A 19,039-nucleotide genomic window follows, 5' to 3' on the forward strand; every position below is an offset into this window, starting at 1 on the left:
GCCCATGCTCAGCGCAATGGATTGGCGTTGGCGGGTGGATTGCTTTTGCCGGCCGCTTCAGGCACGTACACCATGGTGCCGTTCTGCAACTGGTAGGCCGTGCCGGCCTTGCGGCCCTGGCCTTCGCCGATTTCGCCGGATGACTGGTATTGCTTCAGCTCCTGGCCTTCCTTGATGACCATGCTCATGTTCGCCTGTCCCGGGTTCTTGATCACGATGGCGTGATCGGCCGCCAGCAGGTTGAGCGGGTTCTCGATCATGGCGATCAGCAGCACGGCGATGATGACCAGGAACACGTCGACGATGTTGACCACGCTGAGGATGGGATCGTCGGCATCGTCATCGTCCAGGATGTTGAGCCGCAGGCGACGCGTTCCCGGGCGGCTGGGGCGCGTGGCGAGTCGCTCAGGCCGGGGCGGACGCATCGCGGTCCTCCAGGATCTGGGCCAGCTCTTCCAGCAACCAGCGGCGGCGCACGGTCTGCACGCCGTAGGTGATGGCGGCTGCGAGCAGGGCCACGATCACCGCGGCGAAGGCCACGACCAGGTGTTGCGCCATGCCTTCGGCGTTGCCGGCCGAGACCGCCAGCAAGGCCGGCCCCATGGGGATCATGGTCGCCACCAGGCCCAGCATGGGCGCGATGCGGCTGACCAGGCGCTGCAGTTCGAGCTTGCGCAGCACCAGCAATTCCAGCTTGTCCTGGCTCAGGTCCGGCTGGTGGCGCAGATGCGCCACCAGGGCCTGGCCAGCGGGGCGGCCGACCGCCCGGCGCAGCAGGTCGTGCAACAGCATGCCCAGGGTGAAGAGGGCGTAGAGGAACATCAGGCAGAGCAGGACCAGCACCGGATTGAGAAAGAGGCGCGTGATCTCGTAGAGCAGGGTTTCGAGTGCGTTCATGGAGGGGGGACAGTTCAAAAAGAGATGCGCCGGGTGCGCCAGGCCTGGTAGCCGACGCCGCCGAGCACGACCAGGCCGATCAGCAGGGCGTAGATCCAGACCAGTTCTTCCAGGGCCTGCTGGGCCGCCTGGGGAACTTCGCGCAGTTCCTGACCCCGGACCGTGGGTTCGGGCGTGGGCGCGGCAGCGGATGGGGGGGAGGCTGCGGTGGCGCGCCGGGCCGTGGTCGTGCGTCCCAGGCCGTAGCCGGCCGCCAACTCGGCCACATAGGCCTGGAAGGTGGCGTTGGAGGAACGGATGTCATGCCCTTGGCGCAACTGCTGATAGACCTCGACCAGCTCGCGCACCGTCCGCGCATCGGCTTGCCAATAGTCCTTGCGCACGGCTTCGAGCATGCGTTCGACGACCTGGGCCAGGGCGTCCGGGTTGTGGCGCTCGAACCAGGGGCGCAGGCCCAGGCGGTGACGGTCCCGCACGTAGACCTCGTGGAATTCCTGCCATTGATCGGCCCGCACGGTCTGGCGGTCCATGACCTGCCAGCCCCAGAAGTTGTTGACCGTGTTGAGCAGTTGCAGCGTGCCGGCATAACCTTCCTGCCGCATTTCGGCGATCCAGCGCGGGTGGTGGTAGATGCTGCGCAGTTCCTTGGCGATGAAGGTTTCGGCCCGCTCCAGCCGGGCGCGGTTGGCATCGCGCAGATTGGCCACGTAGAGCGCGGGGCTGGCACCGTCGAGCTGACGCACCGCCAGCGCCAGACCGCCCAGGTATTCGAAGGGGTGGTCGGTGTCGAGCAGGCCGCGCAGTTGGGAGGAGCGCGACAACACGGCCGCGCTGGTGCCGCGCAGCTGCTCGGCGTAGACGTTGACCTCGCGGCCTTGCGCGTCGCTGAGCTTGCGGCTCCAGCGCGCGGGATCGGGGCCATAGGCCCAGGACATGCGCGCGAGGTAGAGCCCGGCCAGCTTGCCGTCGTCCTCGTTCCAGCGTTCCGTGGCCATCGTGGCCTCGGTCAGGCCCGTGCCGTAGTCGCCGCTTTCGTTGCCGTAAAGGCGTGTCAGGGCGTAGTCCCGCGCGTCCGTCTCGGCGATGCCCTGGGCCAGCAGGTGCTGACGCACCCGTTCGGTCTGGGCGCGGACGGGGTTCTGCTGCGCGTCTTCGTCCAGCGCGGCGACCATTGTCACGGCTTCGTTGAGCCGTTCCATCACGTTCGGGAACTGGTCGCGGTACAGGCCTGTCAGCGAGATCACCGTGTCGATGCGCGGGCGCCCCAGTGCCTGGGCCGGGATCACTTCCAGACCGATCACCCGCCCGCCTTCGTCCCAGCGTGGCCGCACGCCCAGTGCGTACAGAATCTGCGACTCCAGCATGCCCAGGTGGCGCAGGGTCTCCGTGCTCCAGAGCGTGAAGGCCAGTTTGCGCGGCGACTGGCCGTGCTGGCGTCGGTAGTCGGCCACGAGTTGTTGCAAGGCCTGCTGGCCCGCCTCGTAGGCCGCGCGCGTGGGGATGCGCGAGGGGTCGAAGCCATAAAGATTGCGCCCGGTGGGCAGGGCATCGGGGTTGCGGATGGGGTCACCGCCGTAGGAGGGGTCGACCCAGCGGGCCGAGAGTGCCTGGCTCAGGGCCTGCAGCTCGACGCCGGCTTCCAGGTTTTGCAGGTGTTCCCGGCCACGCTCCGCCAGCGCACTGAGTCGCGGGTCGGACCAGCTGTCCACGGCGCGGGCATCCAGCACATGGTCCTGCACGAAACGGTAAGGACGGCTGAGCTGGAGCTGGCGGTAGTCGGTCTTGAAGCTGCCTTCCTTCACCCTCAGGGCATCGAGCAGCGGTTGGCCCAGCATCTGCATCACAGTGCTGACGCGGTGCGGGGCCTCGGCCGTCTGGCCCAGGGTGTGCAGGCCCAGGGGTTGCATGCCGGTGCCGAGTTCTTCCAGGTAGTCCTCGATCTCGCGCAGGAAGCGCGGGAACTCGCGTTCCAGGTCCGCCACCTTCCAGCGCATGTCCTGGTGGATGTTCATCCGCACCGCCTGCTCGATGATGAGGCGGCGGTTGTTGTCCTTGACCAGGCCGTCGTCCAGCGACTGGTATTCGCGGATCAGGTCGTTGATGCGCACGAAGTCGGCGGTCAGGCCGGCGGGCGCGAAGGGCGGCGTCTGGTGGCTGACGATCACGCCGCGGCCGCGGCGCTTGGCGTGCAAGGCTTCGCCGATGTTGTCGACGATGTAGGGGTAGACCACGGGGGTGTTGCCGACCAGCAGATTGGGTTCGTCATGGGCCCAGAGTCCGCGTTCCTTGCCAGGCGTCCATTCCTGCGTGCCATGGGTGCCGAAGTGCACGATGGCGTCCGCCTGGAAATGCTCGCGCACCCAGAGGTAGGTCGCGAGGTAGGCGTGGTGCACCGGGACCTTGGTGTCGTGGAAGAGCTGGCTTTCGTCCTTGCCGCTGGCCGCGCTCTCGCTGCGCGAAGGTTGAGGCAGCACGACCAGGTGCTTCAGTTCCAGGCGGGGGATCACGAAACCCGTCACGCCCTGGCGGCGCGCGATCCAGGCGCTTTTTTCGGGGGCTCCCCAGTAGGCCTCGATGGGTTGGCGCACCGGCTCGGGCAATTGCGCGTACCAGCGCTGGTACTCGGCCAGGGGCAGGAAGTCCCAGTGCACGGTGTTCATCAGCTCGGGCAAGGTCCCGGCGCGGTAGCTGGGGCGCAGCATGCGGGCCACCGTGTTGATCACGGTCTGCTCGTTGACGGAGGCGAAGTCGTAACCCTCGGCGCGCAGATGCGTGACCACCTGCGCGATCGAGCGTGGCACGTTGAGGTTGGACGCGCCCTGGTTGCGCTCGCCCGGGGGATGGTTCCAGAAGAACAGGGCCACTCGCTTGTCCGCGTTGGCTTTCATCTGCAGTTGCGCCAGCCGCGTGGCCTTGCCCACCAGCAACTGCATCTGTTCCGGCATGGGCACCAGTTCGCCACCTTCGTTGCTGGTCAGCACCACCGGGTCCTGCAGTCCGATGTACTCGGCGTTCGTGAGCGTGAAGGGCAGGGAAAAGCTGCTCACGCCCGCCGGGTCGCGCAGGTAATCGGCGCGCGTGCCTTCGCGGTAAGCGAGCACGTTGATGGCCGGGATGCCCAGGCTCTGGTGCCAGGCCCGCCGCTGGTCGGGCGCGATGCCCAGGAAGGTGTTGACCAGCAGCACATGGGGCAGGGTGCGCCCCTCGTGGGTGATCAAGGGTTCGGGGACCTGCACGGGCGCGCCACTGGGCGGCCGTTCGCGGCTCAGCCGGGTCGCGCGGTAGAACAGCAAGGGCAAGGCGCCCGCCGCTTCGAGGGCCTGCACGGTCTCGTCGAGCATGCGGTTCTGGCTCTCGGCCACGTAGGTGGAGGCCATCTCCATGGCGATCACCGGGCGGTCTCGCCAGCTCCGTCCGTTCGTCTGCTGCCACCAGGCCAGGTAGGCGGGCAGATCGGTGATCAGGCGGTCCGGGTGACGCGGGTGGTAGATGGCCGAAGCGGGCAGGGGCCGTGGCGCGGGCACGGCGGCCAAGTCCCCGCCCCGCGCGAAGGCCGCCAGGTACTGGAACAGCGCTGCCCGGTTGGGGGCCGTGCCGCTGACGTAGTAGGCATGGATGCGGCGCGCCTGGTCCTCGGGCAGGCCGATGCCCCGCTGGCCCGTGGGCGACAGCGGGGTGTTGTTGACGCTCACGCTGGGCAGCGCGCGCTGGCGCAGGAATTCGCCGGCGAGGCGCTCGATCACGGCACGGTCTTCGGCGCGGTGGCTGTCGATGAGTACCAGGCGGGCGTCTTCCAGCACGCGGCGCACGCCGGCTTCGCCTTCGACGTCCACCTGGGTCCAGGCCAGCTCCAAACCAGCCTGCCGCGCGTCCGCCTCCATCAGTTTGTAGCGATGTTCCAGCACGATGCGGGTGGACAGCAGGGCGATGCGTTCGCCCGCCTGGGCGGCCCCGGCCAGCAGCATCAGCGGCAGGCTCAGGACCAGGATGGCGCGGCGGCGCCAGGCACCGAGGTCAAGCGGCGGCGACATGAGGCCCCCGCTCACAAGGCATAGACCAGTTCCGTGCTCCAGCTGCGGCCGGGCATCTGGATCGACTGGTAGACCTTGCGGTCGCCCAGGTTGGTCACGCCCAGGTTCAGGCGCACGCGCTTGCTGAACTGGTAACCCACCATGGCGTTGGCCCAATAGTAGGCGTCGTAGGCACCGGGCACGCCTTCCACCGTGTCGCTGTTGTTGGTATTGCCGTAGACCTTGCCGGTGTAGCGCAAGTCCAGCGTGCCGCTCCAGCCGCCGCGTTCGGCGCTCAAGCCGGCGTAGGCCATGTTCTTGGGCACGGAGGGCAGGCGCTTGCCCTCGCTGGCCGGTTCCGCGTCGTTGTCCACCGTGGTGGCGTCGATCCAGCTGTAGTTCGCGTCCAATCGCAGACCGGGCATGAGCTGGGCCTTGCCCGTCCACTCCATGCCCCGGACCTTGGCTTCGCCGATGTTCACGTACTGGCGCACGAAGGTGCTGAGCTGCTTGAGGATGATCATGTCGCTCAGGCGCGATTCGTAATAGCTCAGCCCGGTCTCCAGTTCGGGCGTGGCCTGCCAGAGGCTGCCCACCTCCCAGGTCGTGCCGCGCTCCGGTTGGAGGTCGGGGTCATTCAGGAAGGTGTTGGGGCCGTGGAAGGAGCGGGAATACAGGTCCAAATTGCCCGGCGCCAGAAAGGACTGGCCGATCGAGGCGCGCAGGGACAGTGATGGGTCGAGCTTGTAGACGCCAGAGAGCTTGGGGCTGAAGGCGGACTCTTCGCGTTCCGCGTAGTCCGCGTCGACGGTGGGCGCGGTGTTCTTGAAGTAGCTGCCGCTGGTGCGCCACTGGTCGTAGCGACCGCCCAGGTAAATCGTGAACGGATCCATCAACTGCCATTCGATCTGCGCGTAGAGGGAAGTCGTGGTGGAGCGGCCGTCATACCCTTCGTTCAGCGTGGTGCGCGTGCCCTTGTCGTTCCAGTTGGACAAACCCCAGTGGCGCTGCTCCACCTCGGCCTCGCGGACCGCCAGGCCATAGACCAGGAAGGCCGTGTCACCCAGTCCTTCGCTGAACTGGGCCAGCAGGTCCGTGGTCTCGCTGGGCGTCAGGGTCAGTCGACCCGCGCCGGTGGCCACGGGCTGGCCGCTGGTGATGACCTGGGAACTCGGATCGTCGCTGATGCGCGCCAACTGCAGCTTCAGCTTGCGTTCGCTGCCGAGCATGCCGTCATAACCCACCTCATAGCGCTGGCTGGTCTGCGCCGATCGGGAATTCACGAACGCGCTTTCCTGCAGGACCACGCGCTGGCCGTTGATGTTCAGGGTGCCGCTGCTGACCGTGTTGCCGTTGCCATCGCGCAGCCAGCTCTTGTACGGTTGGCGTGACTCGCTGAATTCCGACTGCGCAACGCTGGCGTGCAGGCGGCTGCGGGCGTCCAGGTCGTAGCTCAGGCGCGCGCCCACGTTGTCCTGGCGCCAGGGTGAGCGTCCCTTGGTGCCGACCTGGTAGGTGTTGCCGCCGGTTGGGGTCTGGGTGGCTTGGGCGCCGCTGACCGGCGTGCCTGCGGCACCCGCCGAGGGCGCCGCCAGCACCGCTTCATTGACGTAGTCGTCGCGCTTCATCTGGCTGGCGCTGATTTGCAGACCCAGGCCATTGCTCATCTTGTCCCGATAGAAGAGGCCCAGGTCGTCACCGGCCGCGTCTGCGTAGCCACGTTTCCAGCGGGCGATGAACTCCTGCCGGTCCGGCTGCTTGCTGATCATGTTGATCACGCCGCCGATGGCTCCGCTGCCGTACAGCGAGGAGAACGGTCCGGGCACGACCTCGATGCGCTCCAGCTCGTCGACGTTGATGGCGCGCCAGTTGATCGAACCCGAGTTCGCGCCCAGCAGGGATTGGCCGTCGAGCAGCACCAGGGTGCGCGCGCCCGGAATGCCGCGCAGCGTGACCGCGCCCGTGCCACCGCTGCTGCGGTTGATCTGGCCGTCCGCCTGCGGACCCGTGTAGAGGCTGGGCACGGTCTTGAGTGCGTCGGCGGGGCGCGAGATGTTGCGCGTCTCGATCTCGTCGCGGCCGATCACGGTGACGGCGGCCGGTGCATCTGCCACGTCGACGGGCTGGGTGGTGGCGGTCACCACCACCTGAGCCAGCGTGGCGGGACTGGCGTTCTGGGCCAGCGCTGCCCAGGGCAGGCCCAGGATCAGGCCGCAGAGCAGGCGCGGGCGAAAGGGAGGACGGGCGCGGGCGCGGGTGTGCATCTTGTGGTTCATGGAAGGCGAAAGCAGAGGACAGGGAAACAGCGCGGGCTCAGTTGCGCACCCAGCGCGGGAAAGGGTCAGGCAGGCGGCGCCAGGCATTCGGTCCGCCGCGCAACTCGTGGTCGTCGAGGTGGCAGGCTTGCCAGGCGGCGGTGAGCGCCTCGCGGTCCAGGTCCTGGCCGATGAACACGATTTCGTTGATGCGGTCACCGTAGGGCTCCTGCCAGATCGCCTCGATGGCGCGGCGTTGCGCGTCCTGGCCCTCGGGCCAGCGTTCACGCGGCACGGCGGCCCACCACTGCCCCACCGGTTCGTGGGTCGCGGTGTTGCCCGCGCGCGAGTAGGCGATCACCCATTCCGGGCGGCTGGCCATCCAGACATAACCCTTGGCGCGCAGCAAGCCGGCTTGCGGGCTTTCCATGAAGGCGTGGAAGCGCTCGGGGTGCAGGGGTTCGCGGCTGCGCAGCACGAAGCTGTCGATGCCATAGGCCTCGGTTTCCGGCGTGTGATCACCTTCCAGGGCGCGGGCCCAGCCGGCCATGCCGCTGGCGCGCTCCAGGTCGAAGCGGCCGGTGTTCAGGATCTTGTCCAGGGCGACATGGCCATGGTCCGCGTGCACGATCTCCGCCACGGGGTTCAGCGCCCGGACCGCGCAGCTCACTTCGTCGAGCGTCGCGGCGTCGACCAGGTCGGCCTTGTTGATGACCACCACGTCGGCGAACTCGATCTGCTCCGCCAGCAGCGCGGCCAAGGTGCGCTCGTCGCCCTCGCCAGCCACTTCGCCGCGCTGGGCCAGCAGGTCCTGGCTGCTGTAATCGCGCAGCAGGTTCTGCGCGTCGACCACGGTGACCATGGTGTCGATGCGCGCCACATCGTTGAGGCTGTCGCCGGTCTCGTCGCGGAAGTCGAAGGTCGCGGCGACTGGCATGGGTTCGCCGATGCCCGTGGATTCGATCAGCAGGCAATCGAAGCGTCCCTCGGCGGCGAGCCGACGCACTTCCAACAGCAGGTCCTCGCGCAGCGTGCAGCAGATGCAGCCGTTGCTCATCTCCACCAGTTTTTCATCGGTGCGCGACAAGGCCGCGCCGGCATTGGCGGCGGATTTGTCGACCAGGGAGGCGTCGATGTTGACCTCGCTCATGTCGTTGACGATCACGGCCACGCGCAGTCCCTGGCGGTTGGCCAGCACATGGTTGAGCAGGGTGGTCTTGCCGGCGCCCAGGAAACCGGACAGCACGGTGACCGGGAGTCGCGAGGAAGGGCTGGGGGTTGAGGACATGAAGGCTCCTGAAAACGTCTGGGGGTGAGCACGCCATGCTCCGCGGGACAAGCGCACGAAGGGCGGTCCGCCACGGGGTGGCGACAAATGGCCGACAATCGATGCCAGTCCCCGGAACAGGGGATGGGTTGCATTAAATGCAACTTGGTTGCAATATATTAACGCAATTCGGTTGCACTAATGCAGCCGTCAACGACCATGCCCGAATCCGACGATGCGATCGATCTCCTGCTGGCCGAGCACGGCTTGAGGAAGACCCACGCCGCGCGCGAGGTGCTGCGCTGGTTGCGCCGGCACCAGAACCGGGACTGGGCCCACGGCGAGTTGCTGGAGGCGCTGCGGGATTCAGGGGGGATCGAGCTCGACCGCGTCACCCTCTACCGGCTGCTGGACCGGCTCACGCAGGTGGGGCTGTTGGTCTGCCATGTGGACGCGGAACGGGTGCGGCACTACCGCGCTGTATCCGACGCGGTGGAGTCCCACCCCCGCTTCGAATGCCAGGCCTGCCATCGCAATTTCGAGTTGACCAGTGGCGCGACCCAGTTGGAACAGGCCGCCCGATCTGCCTTGAAGGCGCTTGAGTCCGTGGGTCACCACGGGCTCAGCGTGAATCTTTCGGTGCGTGGCGTCTGCGCGGATTGTTCCCCTGGAGCCCCGGCAGGACGGCGCTGAACGGGGGCGGGCCAGACGGCCTGGATCGGCCCTGACTAAAACGCGAAGTCCTGTGATGCCTGTTCCGCCCGTGCGCCCAGGGGCAGCACGCACAGCGTCACACCGTCCAGCGTGAGCAGCAGGCCCAGTTGCCCGCCGACCTGCATCAGGCTGCTGATGTGCGTGCGCGGTGTGGACGTGGCTCCCAGCGTCGCAGGGTGTGTGCGGGTGCCAGCCTGGGGGGCCATGGCGCCCGTGGTCGCCGAGGCGCTGACCGGCGGCTGGCGCAGCAGGGCCCACAGCGTCTGCGGATCACGCAGGCGCAGCGCCTGCAGGTAAACGCGGAACAGCGTCTCTTGCTTCGTGGCTTGTTCCTGCGCCGTGCCAGGCCTCGCTTCCCGCTCGGTTGCTTGGGGCGGCGCGTCACCGGCTCGCCGTAGCCGCAGGAGCGCGCGCCGCAACTGCTGTCGGCTGCTCGCTTCCGTCTTGCCGAGGGCCTGGGCCATCTCCGCATGGTCTGCCTCGAACACTTCGTGCAGCAGGACCATTGCGCCGTCCACGGCGGCCAACTGGGTGGCGAGCAAGCGCAGTGCGCGCGTGCTCTCCTGCCACAGCGCCACGTCCGCCTCGGCCGAAGTTTCGGTGCGTGGGGGGCTCGCGTCCGTGGTTTCCGTCAGCCACTGCTGCATCCACTGTCGCCGCCGCAGGCGATCAATGGCGATGTGGCGCATCACGGTGAGCAGCCATGCCTGGGCGACGTTGAGCTTCAGTTCCCGGGCTTCCAGCGCGCGCACATAGGCGTCGTGCACCGCATCCTCGGCTTCCGCAGGCCCCAGCAGGCGGGTGGCCGCGCGCACCAGGTGCCGGCGGTTGGCGTGGAGGAAGTCGGGCGGGGCTGGCAGGTCCGAAAGTCGTTCGTCGGGCATGTGTCCATCTTGCCACGGGCTGGGCCAGACGCCTGGGTGTCACGCCGAAGCGGCCTTGTTCGTCATGGCAGTTCAACCCCAAGGAAACCACGATGAACACACCCGACAGCCCCGCACCGACCATCGCCCCGGAACCCCGTACCGCTTCTTATCTGGAAGAAAAGGCGTTCAAGACCCGCACCTTGCTCGTCTTCGGCACCGTGACCGACGCCATGGCCGCCGACGTGACGCGTCGGCTGATCGCGCTGGACGCGGAAAGCGCCGATCCCATCCAGCTGCTGGTGAGCTCACCCGGCGGCCATCTGGAATCTGGCGACGCCATCCACGACATCGTGCGCTTCATCAGCGCGCCGGTGAACATGGTCGGCACCGGCTGGGTCGGCAGCGCCGCAACCCATCTCTACCTGGCGGTGCCACGCGAACGGCGGTACTGTCTGCCCAACACGCGCTTCTTGATTCACCAGCCCAGTGGCGGGGCGGGAGGCCCAGCGACCCACATCGCCATCCAGGCCCGCGAAATCGTCAAAGCCCGCGAACGCATCGCCGCCACCATTGCGCGCGAGACTGGCAAGTCGTTCGAAACGGTGTTGGCCGACATCGAGCACGACCGTTGGTTGTCCGCCGAGGAGGCGGTGGACTATGGCCTGGTGTCGCGCATCATCCAGCGCAAGTCCGAGTTGGTTTGATCTGTTTGCAGAGCTTGCCGCCCGCAGCCGGGCCCTCAAGCCCGCTGCCGCCAAACCCGAGCGCCTAGCACCCAGGTTGACACGACGGTGGCGCAGAAGGTCAGGGCGATCCAGAGCCAGTCCTGGGCGTGCAGTGGCCGCAGGTTCAGGATCTGGCCCAGACCGGGGATCTGCATGACCAGAACCAGCGAGGCCAGCGTGCCCAAGGCCAGCCAGCGTGGCGCCGCATGGCGCAGCCGGGTCAGTCCCGCCGTGATGCCCGCGCTGGCCACCAGCAGAACGGCCAGTGCCATGGCGCGCGCGTGCTCGGCGTCACGGTCCGATCCCAGCGCGTGCAGGTAGCCGCCAATGGTGGCCACACTGAGTAACCCACCGATGAGACCAATGCCAAGCCATCCCCGTGTCGTGAAAAAGCGCGGGGCGCGCTGGCGTTGCACCTTGGCGAGGGGCGCTGTCGAAGGCACGCTCTGGAAAGCCATCATCGCCGTGGGATGGATGATGAGTTCCAGCCACACGATGTGGAGGGGCAGAAACAGCAGGGGCAGGCCCATCAGGGGGATGGCCGCGGCGCCGATCACGATGGGCACGTGCACAAGCAGCAGATAGACAAAAGCAAGGCGCAGGTTCAGAAAAAGCTGGCGGCCTTCCGCCACGGCATCCACAATGGTCCTGAAGTTGTCGTCCAGCAGCACCACGGGCGCGACCTCCCTTGCGCTGCGGGTGCCCCGGGCTCCCATGGCCACACCGATGTCGGCCTGGCGCAGCGCTGGCACGTCATTGACCCCGTCACCGGTGACCGCGACGATCTCGCCTTCGGATTGGAGGGCCTGCACCAGAGCGAGCTTCTGGGTGGGTGTCGCGCGGGCCACCACGTCCAGTCCACCGGCGACGCGCACGATGTGGCTGAGGTCGTCCTCGGGCCCCAGCACGACTGCCTTCGGATGCCCAGAGCCCAAGCCGATCTGGCGCGCGATCGCCGTGGCCGTGGCGGGGTGGTCTCCGGTGACCATGATGACGCGCATGCCCGCGGCCATGCAGTCGGCGATGGCCTCTCGCACGCCGTCCCGGACGGGGTCGACGAAAGCCAGCAGACCCGCGAACTGGAACCCCTGGATGGGTTCCTGCTCCATCGACCGGGCCTCTGTCATGTCCTTCCAGGCGCAGCCGATGACCTTGTGGCCTGACTTGCCTTGCTCCTCCACGAGTGCCAGCCAGCGCGAGCGTTCAGGCGCTGCGAGATCGCAGGCCGCGAAGACGGTCTCGGGGGCGCCCTTGGTGTAGGCGATAACGCGGCCGTCGCCTGACCAGAGGGCTGTTTCACGGCGACGCGCCTCCGTGAACGGGAAACTCGCTTGTCTGTGCGCGGCGGGCAGCGGTCCCGCGGCCTCGTGCAGGGCCTGGTCCATGGGATCACCGCTGTCTTGCCGCGCCGCGTAAGCCGCCATGCGCAGCAGTGCCGCCGCGTCGAGGGGGAGCGCCGGTGTCGTGTGCGAGAGCACCAGCGTGCCTGCGGTGATGGTGCCCGTTTTGTCCGACAGGATGCAGGTCACGCGCCCGATGTTTTCCACGGCCACCGCGCGGCGGACCAGGGCGTTCTTGCGCGCCAGTCGGAATGCGCCCACGCCGAGGAAGAAGGTGTACACCACCGGAAACTCCTCGGGCACTGCCGCCACAGCCAGAGTCACCGCGCTCAGCATGGCATCGATCCATCCATGGCCTTGCCACAAGCGCACGGCCGCGAGCACGGCGCACACGATGAGCGCAGTGGCCAACAGCATGCCCACGAGTTCACCGATGGCTTTCTGCAAGGGCGTCGCGCCGTGCTGTCCTTCGGTGGCTGTGCGCACAATCTCGCCGTAGCGCGTGTCAGCGCCTGTGCAAACAATCCGCAGCCAGGCCGTTCCCGTCAACAGGCGCGTTCCCGCGACGCCCCAGTGGGCGTCGGCCACAGACGAAGGCCATGCCCCGGTTTCGCTGATGACCCGTTTGATCACCGGCAAGGACTCGCCTGTCAATGTCGACTCGTCCGCCTGTAGACCGTCGCCCGACACCAATATCCCATCGGCGGGGAAGTAGTCTCCGGGTTTGACCTCCACCAAATCCCCGGGCACCAGCTGCTGGGATGCGAGGTCTTGCCAGCGGCCGTCCCTCAACACCCTTGCGGACGTCGCCAGGCGGCTTGCCAGACTGGCGGACGACGCGGAGGTTCGACGATGGAGGTAGGCGTCCATCCCCAGCAGGGGGACCATGGCGAGCAGCAAGGTCAGTGATTCGCTGATGCGTCCCAGCAGCGCAAACAGACCCGCAGTCAGTGCCAGGAACCACAGCATGGGGTCGCGTGCTGTGTCGCGCGCGATCGTGCGCCAGCTGCTCTGAGTTTGGGGAACGATGTCATTCCAGCCAAAAACGCGGCGCTGCTCGTCGACTTGCGTCGATGTCAGGCCCGCCTTGCCCGGGTCTGGGGTGGGCAGGTGTCCGGGGGGAATGAGGCGCTGATTCATGGTGACCCCAGGATCTCCTTGGAATCGGCTGTCCTCCAAAGGGTGTAAGGTGCAGCCAGCCGGATGCCCATCCTCATTCTAGGTGGACCCACTCATGAACACCCGCAAAGAAAACACCCGCATCGAGCGCGACACCTTCGGCCCCATCGACGTTCCCGCCGAACGTCTTTGGGGTGCGCAGACCCAGCGCTCCTTGCTCAACTTCGACATCTCGGGCGAGCGCCAGCCAAGCGAGCTCATCCGTGCCTTGGTCCTGGTCAAGCGCGCCTCGGCCACGGTGAACCAGGCCCTGGGTTTGCTGGACGCAGCCAAGTCTCACGCCATCGTGGCGGCGGCCGACGAGGTGCTGGGCGGCCAGCATGCCGACGAGTTCCCGCTTGTGGTCTGGCAAACCGGTTCGGGCACGCAGACGAACATGAACGTCAACGAGGTGCTGGCCAACCGGGCCAGCGAGTTGCTGGGCGGTGCGCGCGGCGAGGCGCGCCGGGTGCACCCCAACGACGAGGTCAACCGCAGTCAATCCAGCAATGACGTGTTCCCCACAGCCATGCATGTGGCGGCGGTCGAGGGCATCACGCAGCGCTTGCTGCCCGCCTTGCAAACGCTGCGTGCCACGCTGGATGCCAAGGCGCGCGAATTCGACGACATCGTCAAGATTGGGCGCACCCATTTGCAAGACGCCACGCCGCTCACGTTGGGGCAGGAATTCTCAGGGTGGGTGGCGCAACTCGCGCATGGCGACCGCCATGTGCGGGCCGCCCTGCCGCATTTGTGTGAGCTTGCGCTGGGCGGCACGGCCGTGGGCACGGGGCTGAACGCGCCCGCAGGCTACGCCGAGGCGGTTGCGGTGGAACTGGCCCGTCTGACGAGCTTGCCCTTCGTGACCGCACCCAACAAGTTCGAGGCGCTGGCCTCCGTTGACGCGCTGGTGCACGCCCACGGCGCGCTCAAAACGCTGGCGGCCAGTCTGATGAAGATCGCCAACGACGTGCGCTGGCTCGCCAGCGGGCCGCGCAGCGGCATCGGCGAGATCAGCATTCCCGAGAACGAACCCGGCTCATCCATCATGCCGGGCAAGGTCAACCCCACGCAGAGCGAGGCACTGACCATGCTGTGCTGCCAGGTTTTCGGCAATGACGTTGCGATCAATCTGGGTGGCGCTTCGGGCAATTTTGAACTGAACGTGTTCCGCCCGATGGTGGCGCACAACTTTCTGCAAAGCGTGCGCCTGCTGGCCGACGGCATGAGGAGCTTCAACGACCACTGCGCCGTCGGCATCACGCCCAACCGCGAACGCATCGCCGAACTGGTGGCGCGGTCCCTGATGCTGGTGACCGCGCTCAACCCGCACATCGGCTACGACAAGGCGGCACAGATTGCCAAGAAGGCACACAAGGAAGGGCTGACGCTGCGTGACGCGGCCTTGGCCAGCGGCCATGTCACGCCTGAGCAGTTCGACCAGTGGGTGGTGCCGGAGCAGATGGTGGGGCGGTGAGCGTGCCAGGATGACGCGGGGGCGGTGGGGCCTTCGGGCATGCCACTCGCGTGCGCCAGAGCGACCCTGCGCAGGCCAGGTGCCTGAAAGCATATTGGTCTGTCTGGTCTGTCCCGATCGAGGCGACGCCAGCACCGCGTGGGTGAGTGGCGCAGGAAGCTCAGACCTTGTCGTGGTCCCGGTCCGGGCGATGCCAGGGGTCCACATGGGTCATGAGGTTCAGCACACGGTGCCGTTGCATCACGCGGCGCCGGGCCTCGACGGCGATCTCGTGCCCCGCTTCGACCGTCAGCGTCGCGTCGACTTCGATGTGGGCGTCCGCCACGATCATGTCGCCCATCTTGCGGGTGCGGATGTCGTGCACGCCCTGGATGCCGGGCGTTTCCGTCAGGGTCTGGCGAATGGCGGCCAGTTCCTCGTCGTTCACTGCCCGGTCCATCAGGTCGTGCAGCGCGTCCCAGCCAAACGTCCAGCCCATCTTGGCCACCATGAAGCCGACGATGGCGGCGGCAATCGGATCGAGGATGGGGTAGCCCGCCAGGTTGCCCAAAATGCCCAGGCCCACCACCAGCGAAGACGCGGCGTCGGAACGCGCATGCCAGGCGTTGGCCACCAGCATGCTGGACTTGACCCGCTTGGCCACGGCCAGCATATAGCGGAACAGCGATTCCTTGGCCACGAGCGCACCCAGCGCCACCCACAGCGCGACCCCATGGACTTGCGGGATGGCCTCCGGCTGCTCCAGCTTGACGATGGCCGACCACAGCATGCCCACACCCACGCCCAGCAACAGCAAGCCCAGCACCAGGGACGCGGCGGTCTCATAACGGTGGTGGCCGTAGGGGTGGTCCGCGTCCGCGTCCTTCTGGCTGTGGCGGTTGGCCAGCAGCACCACGAAATCGGCGATCAGGTCGGACAGCGAATGCAAGCCATCGGCCACCAAGGCCTGGGATTTGGTCAGCACGCCCGCGACGATCTGGGTCGACGTCAGCACGACGTTAACGATCACGCTGACCCAGGTGCTGCGCGCCGCTGCCGCGGCACGTTCCGCGGTCGTGTACTCGTTCGCTTCCGAGTCTTCCGTGAGGGGCAGGGGCGTGTTCAAGGGGAGCCTGACGAGGGAGGGGTTGGACGGATGGGTGCGAAGCCTCGGTACCGCCGCCATCATAGAGCGCCTGCATTGAACTGCCCCGTTGAACTGCTGAGTGGAATCGCCGCTTTGCACTCCCATGTTGAATTGCCGTGTTGAGTTGCTGCATCGAGCGAGCAGGGTGGCGGCGCATCCCGCTCGCTTGACACCATTCACGGATTCGGGTGTTGGTAGCGGTGTTCCTGCGTCAGCCCGCCGTAGCCATAGGCGGTGGCGCGTACATCTTGCACATAGACATAGCTCTCGGGGTGCAGGTCTCCCAGCAGCCTCTGGAACGCTGCAAACGCCTCGGCGATGTAGCGCGCCTTCTCGTCCTTGGTGTTGGTCTCGTCAGTCACTTTGACGTCGAAGTAGACGCTGGCCTTCTTCAATTGCGCCAGCGACTGACCCGCGACGAACCAGTCGCGCGGGTCCACGTAGTGGATCACCACCGCCGTCAGTTCGCGCCGCTTGCCCAGTATCCGTGAGGTCAGATCCAGCAGGGTTTCGGTGATGCCTTGCGAGAGCGCGTCGCTGCGCTGGGCCGACACTTGTACGTTGAGGATGGGCATGAAAAGGCTCCTGGGTGTTGAAGAGGCCTTCACTGTAGGAACGGGATCACCAGCCGGAAATCACCCGTGGCGATAATCGCTTTTGCGCGCGGCGCAAAGGCCCGTGGATGCTCTGATTGCCTGATCTTCCTGATGACGAAACACTTCCTGCCCGACCCCTCGGATTTGCGCTGGCTGGTGCGCTCGCTGGACTTGCGTTCGTTCTCAGCCGCCGCGCGCGAACAGAACGTCGTGGTGTCCGTGGTGACGCGCGGCATCGACCGCCTGGAAGCGGGTTACGGCGTCAAGCTGCTGCGCCGTTCCACCCATGGCTTGTCCGCCACCCCCGAAGGCGCCGAACTCGCGCAAGAGGCACGCGCCGTGCTCGCACGGTTGGAAGACGTCTCCGCATCGCTGACCGATCAGCGCAGCCGCGTGGCCGGCACCCTGCGGCTGGCTTCCAGCCAGGAGATTTGCGAAGAACTGGTGCTGCCGCATCTGGCGGACCTGCAAGCGCGCCATCCCGCCTTGCGCATCGAATTGCTGGCCGATGACCGCGTGGCCGACTTGGTGACCGAAGGCATCGACGTGGCCTTGCGCACCACGGTGGGCAACAGCGAATTGGTCGTGGCCCGGGAGTTGGGCCAGTTCCAGCGGCGCCTCTACGCTTCACCCGCCTATTTGCAGGAGCACGGCACGCCCGCCGACCCCAGCGAATTGCAACAGCACCAGACCGTGACGCACACCTCCCAAGGTCCGGCGGCCACCTGGGTCTTTCGCAAGCAAGGCAAGCGCCTGGAGTTGACCGTCCAAGCCCGGCTGGCCGCCAGCAGCTCGGCGCTCGTACACCACGCCCTGGTCAACGGCGCGGGCATCGGCATGTTGTCCAGGCCCTTGGCCTCGGCCGACGTGGCGCGTGGCCGCCTGGTGGAGGTGCTGGAGTCCTTCGCCTCGGGCACGGTGCACACCCTCTACGCGGTTGCTTCACCTGGTCGGCGCAATGCGGCCCGGGTCAAGGCCGTGATCGATTTTCTGGTGCGGGCCTCGCGCGATCGTTGGGCTTTGGAGCGGGTTTGAACGGCAGCTTCAACGCGACTGAAACACGCATGAAACGCGCATGAAACGCGTCTGAGCGCGCCTGAAAAGCGTGCTCATCAGGTTCGCTTCATGCGGGCTACGCCAGCGCCTTGATGGCCCGAACTTGCGGCGGCGCATCGGCAAAAATCGTGACCGAAAAGCCGTTACCATGCGGCAGAGCCCAGATGCCCTGTATACGCTCGCCACCTTGGACTGCATGGTGACGTGGGTGGTCAAGGAATCGCTTGTCGCGGTTCGCGTTTGTGCTTATCCCCGGAGATGGGTCATGAGGCCTCAGTTCAGTTCACTGCCGTTCCACATGGCCATGCGCGACGAGCGCCACATGGTCAGCCTGATCCGCCAAGGCGACGCCCAGGGCCGCGTGCGCACAGCCATCGGCGTGCCGTATTCAGGCCACGGCAACCCGCGTGAACGCATCCTGGAACAGTGGGCCATGAACCAATGCTCACCCCGACGCGAGATGAGCGGCACCGTGTTCGCCCCCCTGCCGCCAAGGCATCAAGCGGCCCTGCAACCGCTGCTCGCGCCCTTCATCAACGACCTGCTGCGCGGCGGGTTGGAAGCCACACCGCAGGGGCGGCGCGACCTTGCCCAGGGCGTCAAGGCGCGCCTGCACCTGGGCCCGGATCGGGAGGCGGTGGTCAGTGGGCAGCCGCCGATGCATCATGGGGGGCATGCGCGTGGGCGTGGGGTGTGAGGCGGGTTGACCTGCCGCCAGATTCCCTACCAATCATCGAAGGACCTTCCAACATCGTGCCCACCGCGTGTCGCTTCGCCAGTGGGCTCAGCGCTTTACGCCGAAGGCCACTTTCAGCGCCTCGCTGTCCAGCACGGCCTCGGCCAGCAACTTCTTGAGCCGCAGTTCTCAGCTTCCAGCTCTCGCAGCCGCTTGACGTCGCTAGCTTCCATGCCACCGAACTTGGCCCGCCATTTGTAGAAAGTCGCAAAACTGGACCGCATCTCGGCGGCAAAGATCCGCGAAGCTCATGCCAGCATCGGCCTGCTTGATAGACACGATGACTTGCTCGTCTGTGAATCTGCATTTGTGCATCGCGCTTCCTCTCGGTTACGCGGCTTCTTCTCTATTGCCTTGGTACGGATGGCAGGCTGCAGGTCAGACAATTTATGAGGTGGGCTTTTTTGAGGATGATTTGCCCTCGTGAATTAAGTTATGGGCATAGACAGTAGCGTAAGCTGCAGCGGTCCAACCTACTTCTTTAATGCTTGTTGGTGGACCAGGCAAATTTAAATATTGTTTCGCAACCCAAACAGGTGGAGGTACATCCATATTCTGAAAGCCGGCAAAAACTTTTGACAGCATGTTCCAATGGAATGAATGGTGGTGAACCCCAAACAGAGGATGAGTAAGAAACTGCTGAGGAGGCTTAACCACTTCCTCCTTCTTGGAAGGCGTATACCCATATTTTTTTGCAACGTCATCAAATGGGATACCTGTATAAGCTGATGGCGAATCAGTAAGTAAACCTGACGACGAATGAGGCATAAAAAAATAATATTCAAAAAATAAGAATTGCCGATGCTAAGGAACGTC

The 19,039-nt window shown here is 66.2% G+C and carries 16 protein-coding genes; 5 read left to right on the forward strand and 11 right to left on the reverse strand.

Annotated elements, in window-relative coordinates; all coding sequences use genetic code 11:
• Positions 1–8 precede the first annotated feature (8 nt).
• The 5 genes from ACLBKS_RS03115 to ACLBKS_RS03135 are packed head-to-tail and all read right to left on the reverse strand — an operon-like array spanning position 9 to position 8,450.
• A complete protein-coding gene (locus ACLBKS_RS03115; protein ID WP_410191323.1) occupies positions 9–425 on the reverse strand; it encodes a DUF2149 domain-containing protein in 417 nt (138 codons plus the stop codon).
• The gene (locus ACLBKS_RS03120; RefSeq protein ID WP_410191324.1) at positions 406–897 is read right to left on the reverse strand and encodes a MotA/TolQ/ExbB proton channel family protein; all 492 of its coding nucleotides are present in this window, start codon (positions 895–897) and stop codon (positions 406–408) included. The genes ACLBKS_RS03115 and ACLBKS_RS03120 overlap by 20 nt, the downstream gene beginning before the upstream one ends.
• 14 nt (positions 898–911) lie before the next feature.
• Positions 912–4,928: a cobaltochelatase subunit CobN gene (gene cobN / locus ACLBKS_RS03125; RefSeq protein ID WP_410191325.1), complete on the reverse strand. Its 4,017-nt coding sequence runs from the start codon at positions 4,926–4,928 to the stop codon at positions 912–914.
• A gap of 11 nt (positions 4,929–4,939) precedes the next feature.
• Positions 4,940–7,183, reverse strand: a complete 2,244-nt coding sequence (locus tag ACLBKS_RS03130; RefSeq protein ID WP_410191326.1) for a TonB-dependent receptor — start codon at positions 7,181–7,183, stop codon at positions 4,940–4,942.
• 37 nt (positions 7,184–7,220) lie between these two features.
• Positions 7,221–8,450 (reverse strand): GTP-binding protein, encoded by a 1,230-nt coding sequence (locus tag ACLBKS_RS03135; RefSeq protein WP_410191327.1) that lies wholly within the window; start codon positions 8,448–8,450, stop codon positions 7,221–7,223.
• A gap of 198 nt (positions 8,451–8,648) precedes the next feature.
• Here ACLBKS_RS03135 and ACLBKS_RS03140 point away from each other — a divergent pair, with 198 nt between their 5' ends.
• The gene (locus tag ACLBKS_RS03140; RefSeq protein ID WP_410191328.1) at positions 8,649–9,122 is read left to right on the forward strand and encodes a Fur family transcriptional regulator; all 474 of its coding nucleotides are present in this window, start codon (positions 8,649–8,651) and stop codon (positions 9,120–9,122) included.
• A gap of 35 nt (positions 9,123–9,157) precedes the next feature.
• Here the strand turns inward: ACLBKS_RS03140 and ACLBKS_RS03145 are convergent, their stop codons facing one another.
• Positions 9,158–10,027: a sigma-70 family RNA polymerase sigma factor gene (locus ACLBKS_RS03145; protein ID WP_410191329.1), complete on the reverse strand. Its 870-nt coding sequence runs from the start codon at positions 10,025–10,027 to the stop codon at positions 9,158–9,160.
• Between the two features lie 92 nt (positions 10,028–10,119).
• Between ACLBKS_RS03145 and ACLBKS_RS03150 the strand changes: the two genes are divergently transcribed.
• Positions 10,120–10,713: an ATP-dependent Clp protease proteolytic subunit gene (locus ACLBKS_RS03150; protein ID WP_410191330.1), complete on the forward strand. Its 594-nt coding sequence runs from the start codon at positions 10,120–10,122 to the stop codon at positions 10,711–10,713.
• Between the two features lie 35 nt (positions 10,714–10,748).
• On the opposite strand, the gene ACLBKS_RS03155 is transcribed toward ACLBKS_RS03150, so the two are convergent.
• Positions 10,749–13,214, reverse strand: coding sequence for a cation-translocating P-type ATPase (locus ACLBKS_RS03155; RefSeq protein ID WP_410191331.1), 2,466 nt, complete (start codon positions 13,212–13,214; stop codon positions 10,749–10,751).
• Between the two features lie 94 nt (positions 13,215–13,308).
• Between ACLBKS_RS03155 and fumC the strand changes: the two genes are divergently transcribed.
• Positions 13,309–14,709: a class II fumarate hydratase gene (fumC, locus tag ACLBKS_RS03160; RefSeq protein WP_410191332.1), complete on the forward strand. Its 1,401-nt coding sequence runs from the start codon at positions 13,309–13,311 to the stop codon at positions 14,707–14,709.
• Positions 14,710–14,869: 160 nt separating this feature from the next.
• Here fumC and ACLBKS_RS03165 read toward each other — a convergent pair whose 3' ends face one another.
• Positions 14,870–15,814, reverse strand: coding sequence for a cation diffusion facilitator family transporter (locus tag ACLBKS_RS03165; RefSeq protein WP_410191333.1), 945 nt, complete (start codon positions 15,812–15,814; stop codon positions 14,870–14,872).
• Positions 15,815–16,011: 197 nt separating this feature from the next.
• Positions 16,012–16,410 (reverse strand): tautomerase family protein, encoded by a 399-nt coding sequence (locus ACLBKS_RS03170; protein ID WP_410191334.1) that lies wholly within the window; start codon positions 16,408–16,410, stop codon positions 16,012–16,014.
• Positions 16,411–16,542: 132 nt separating this feature from the next.
• Between ACLBKS_RS03170 and ACLBKS_RS03175 the strand changes: the two genes are divergently transcribed.
• Positions 16,543–17,466, forward strand: coding sequence for a LysR family transcriptional regulator (locus ACLBKS_RS03175; protein WP_410191335.1), 924 nt, complete (start codon positions 16,543–16,545; stop codon positions 17,464–17,466).
• A gap of 286 nt (positions 17,467–17,752) precedes the next feature.
• Positions 17,753–18,184 (forward strand): hypothetical protein, encoded by a 432-nt coding sequence (locus ACLBKS_RS03180; RefSeq protein WP_410191336.1) that lies wholly within the window; start codon positions 17,753–17,755, stop codon positions 18,182–18,184.
• A 113-nt stretch (positions 18,185–18,297) separates the two neighbouring features.
• Here ACLBKS_RS03180 and ACLBKS_RS03185 read toward each other — a convergent pair whose 3' ends face one another.
• A complete protein-coding gene (locus tag ACLBKS_RS03185) occupies positions 18,298–18,447 on the reverse strand; it encodes a transposase (RefSeq protein ID WP_410191337.1) in 150 nt (49 codons plus the stop codon).
• Between the two features lie 163 nt (positions 18,448–18,610).
• Entirely contained in the window at positions 18,611–18,991 is a 381-nt protein-coding gene (locus tag ACLBKS_RS03190) for a hypothetical protein (protein ID WP_410191338.1), read from the reverse strand.
• Positions 18,992–19,039 lie beyond the last annotated feature (48 nt).

The organism is Hylemonella sp. W303a (genome assembly GCF_046452315.1).
In the GTDB taxonomy this organism is placed as follows: Bacteria; Pseudomonadota; Gammaproteobacteria; order Burkholderiales; family Burkholderiaceae_C; genus Hylemonella.

What these genes read in the sequence shown, in the direction of transcription:
- ACLBKS_RS03120 (WP_410191324.1), bottom strand. Translation starts at nt 897, where the DNA reads ATGAACGCACTCGAAACCCTGCTCTACGAGATCACGCGCCTCTTTCTC.
- ACLBKS_RS03180 (WP_410191336.1), top strand. Translation starts at nt 17,753, where the DNA reads ATGAGGCCTCAGTTCAGTTCACTGCCGTTCCACATGGCCATGCGCGAC.
- ACLBKS_RS03135 (WP_410191327.1), bottom strand. Translation starts at nt 8,450, where the DNA reads ATGTCCTCAACCCCCAGCCCTTCCTCGCGACTCCCGGTCACCGTGCTG.
- ACLBKS_RS03140 (WP_410191328.1), top strand. Translation starts at nt 8,649, where the DNA reads ATGCCCGAATCCGACGATGCGATCGATCTCCTGCTGGCCGAGCACGGC.
- ACLBKS_RS03145 (WP_410191329.1), bottom strand. Translation starts at nt 10,027, where the DNA reads ATGCCCGACGAACGACTTTCGGACCTGCCAGCCCCGCCCGACTTCCTC.
- ACLBKS_RS03185 (WP_410191337.1), bottom strand. Translation starts at nt 18,447, where the DNA reads ATGCGGTCCAGTTTTGCGACTTTCTACAAATGGCGGGCCAAGTTCGGT.
- ACLBKS_RS03150 (WP_410191330.1), top strand. Translation starts at nt 10,120, where the DNA reads ATGAACACACCCGACAGCCCCGCACCGACCATCGCCCCGGAACCCCGT.
- cobN (WP_410191325.1), bottom strand. Translation starts at nt 4,928, where the DNA reads ATGTCGCCGCCGCTTGACCTCGGTGCCTGGCGCCGCCGCGCCATCCTG.
- ACLBKS_RS03155 (WP_410191331.1), bottom strand. Translation starts at nt 13,214, where the DNA reads ATGAATCAGCGCCTCATTCCCCCCGGACACCTGCCCACCCCAGACCCG.
- ACLBKS_RS03170 (WP_410191334.1), bottom strand. Translation starts at nt 16,410, where the DNA reads ATGCCCATCCTCAACGTACAAGTGTCGGCCCAGCGCAGCGACGCGCTC.
- ACLBKS_RS03115 (WP_410191323.1), bottom strand. Translation starts at nt 425, where the DNA reads ATGCGTCCGCCCCGGCCTGAGCGACTCGCCACGCGCCCCAGCCGCCCG.
- fumC (WP_410191332.1), top strand. Translation starts at nt 13,309, where the DNA reads ATGAACACCCGCAAAGAAAACACCCGCATCGAGCGCGACACCTTCGGC.
- ACLBKS_RS03175 (WP_410191335.1), top strand. Translation starts at nt 16,543, where the DNA reads ATGACGAAACACTTCCTGCCCGACCCCTCGGATTTGCGCTGGCTGGTG.
- ACLBKS_RS03190 (WP_410191338.1), bottom strand. Translation starts at nt 18,991, where the DNA reads ATGCCTCATTCGTCGTCAGGTTTACTTACTGATTCGCCATCAGCTTAT.
- ACLBKS_RS03130 (WP_410191326.1), bottom strand. Translation starts at nt 7,183, where the DNA reads ATGAACCACAAGATGCACACCCGCGCCCGCGCCCGTCCTCCCTTTCGC.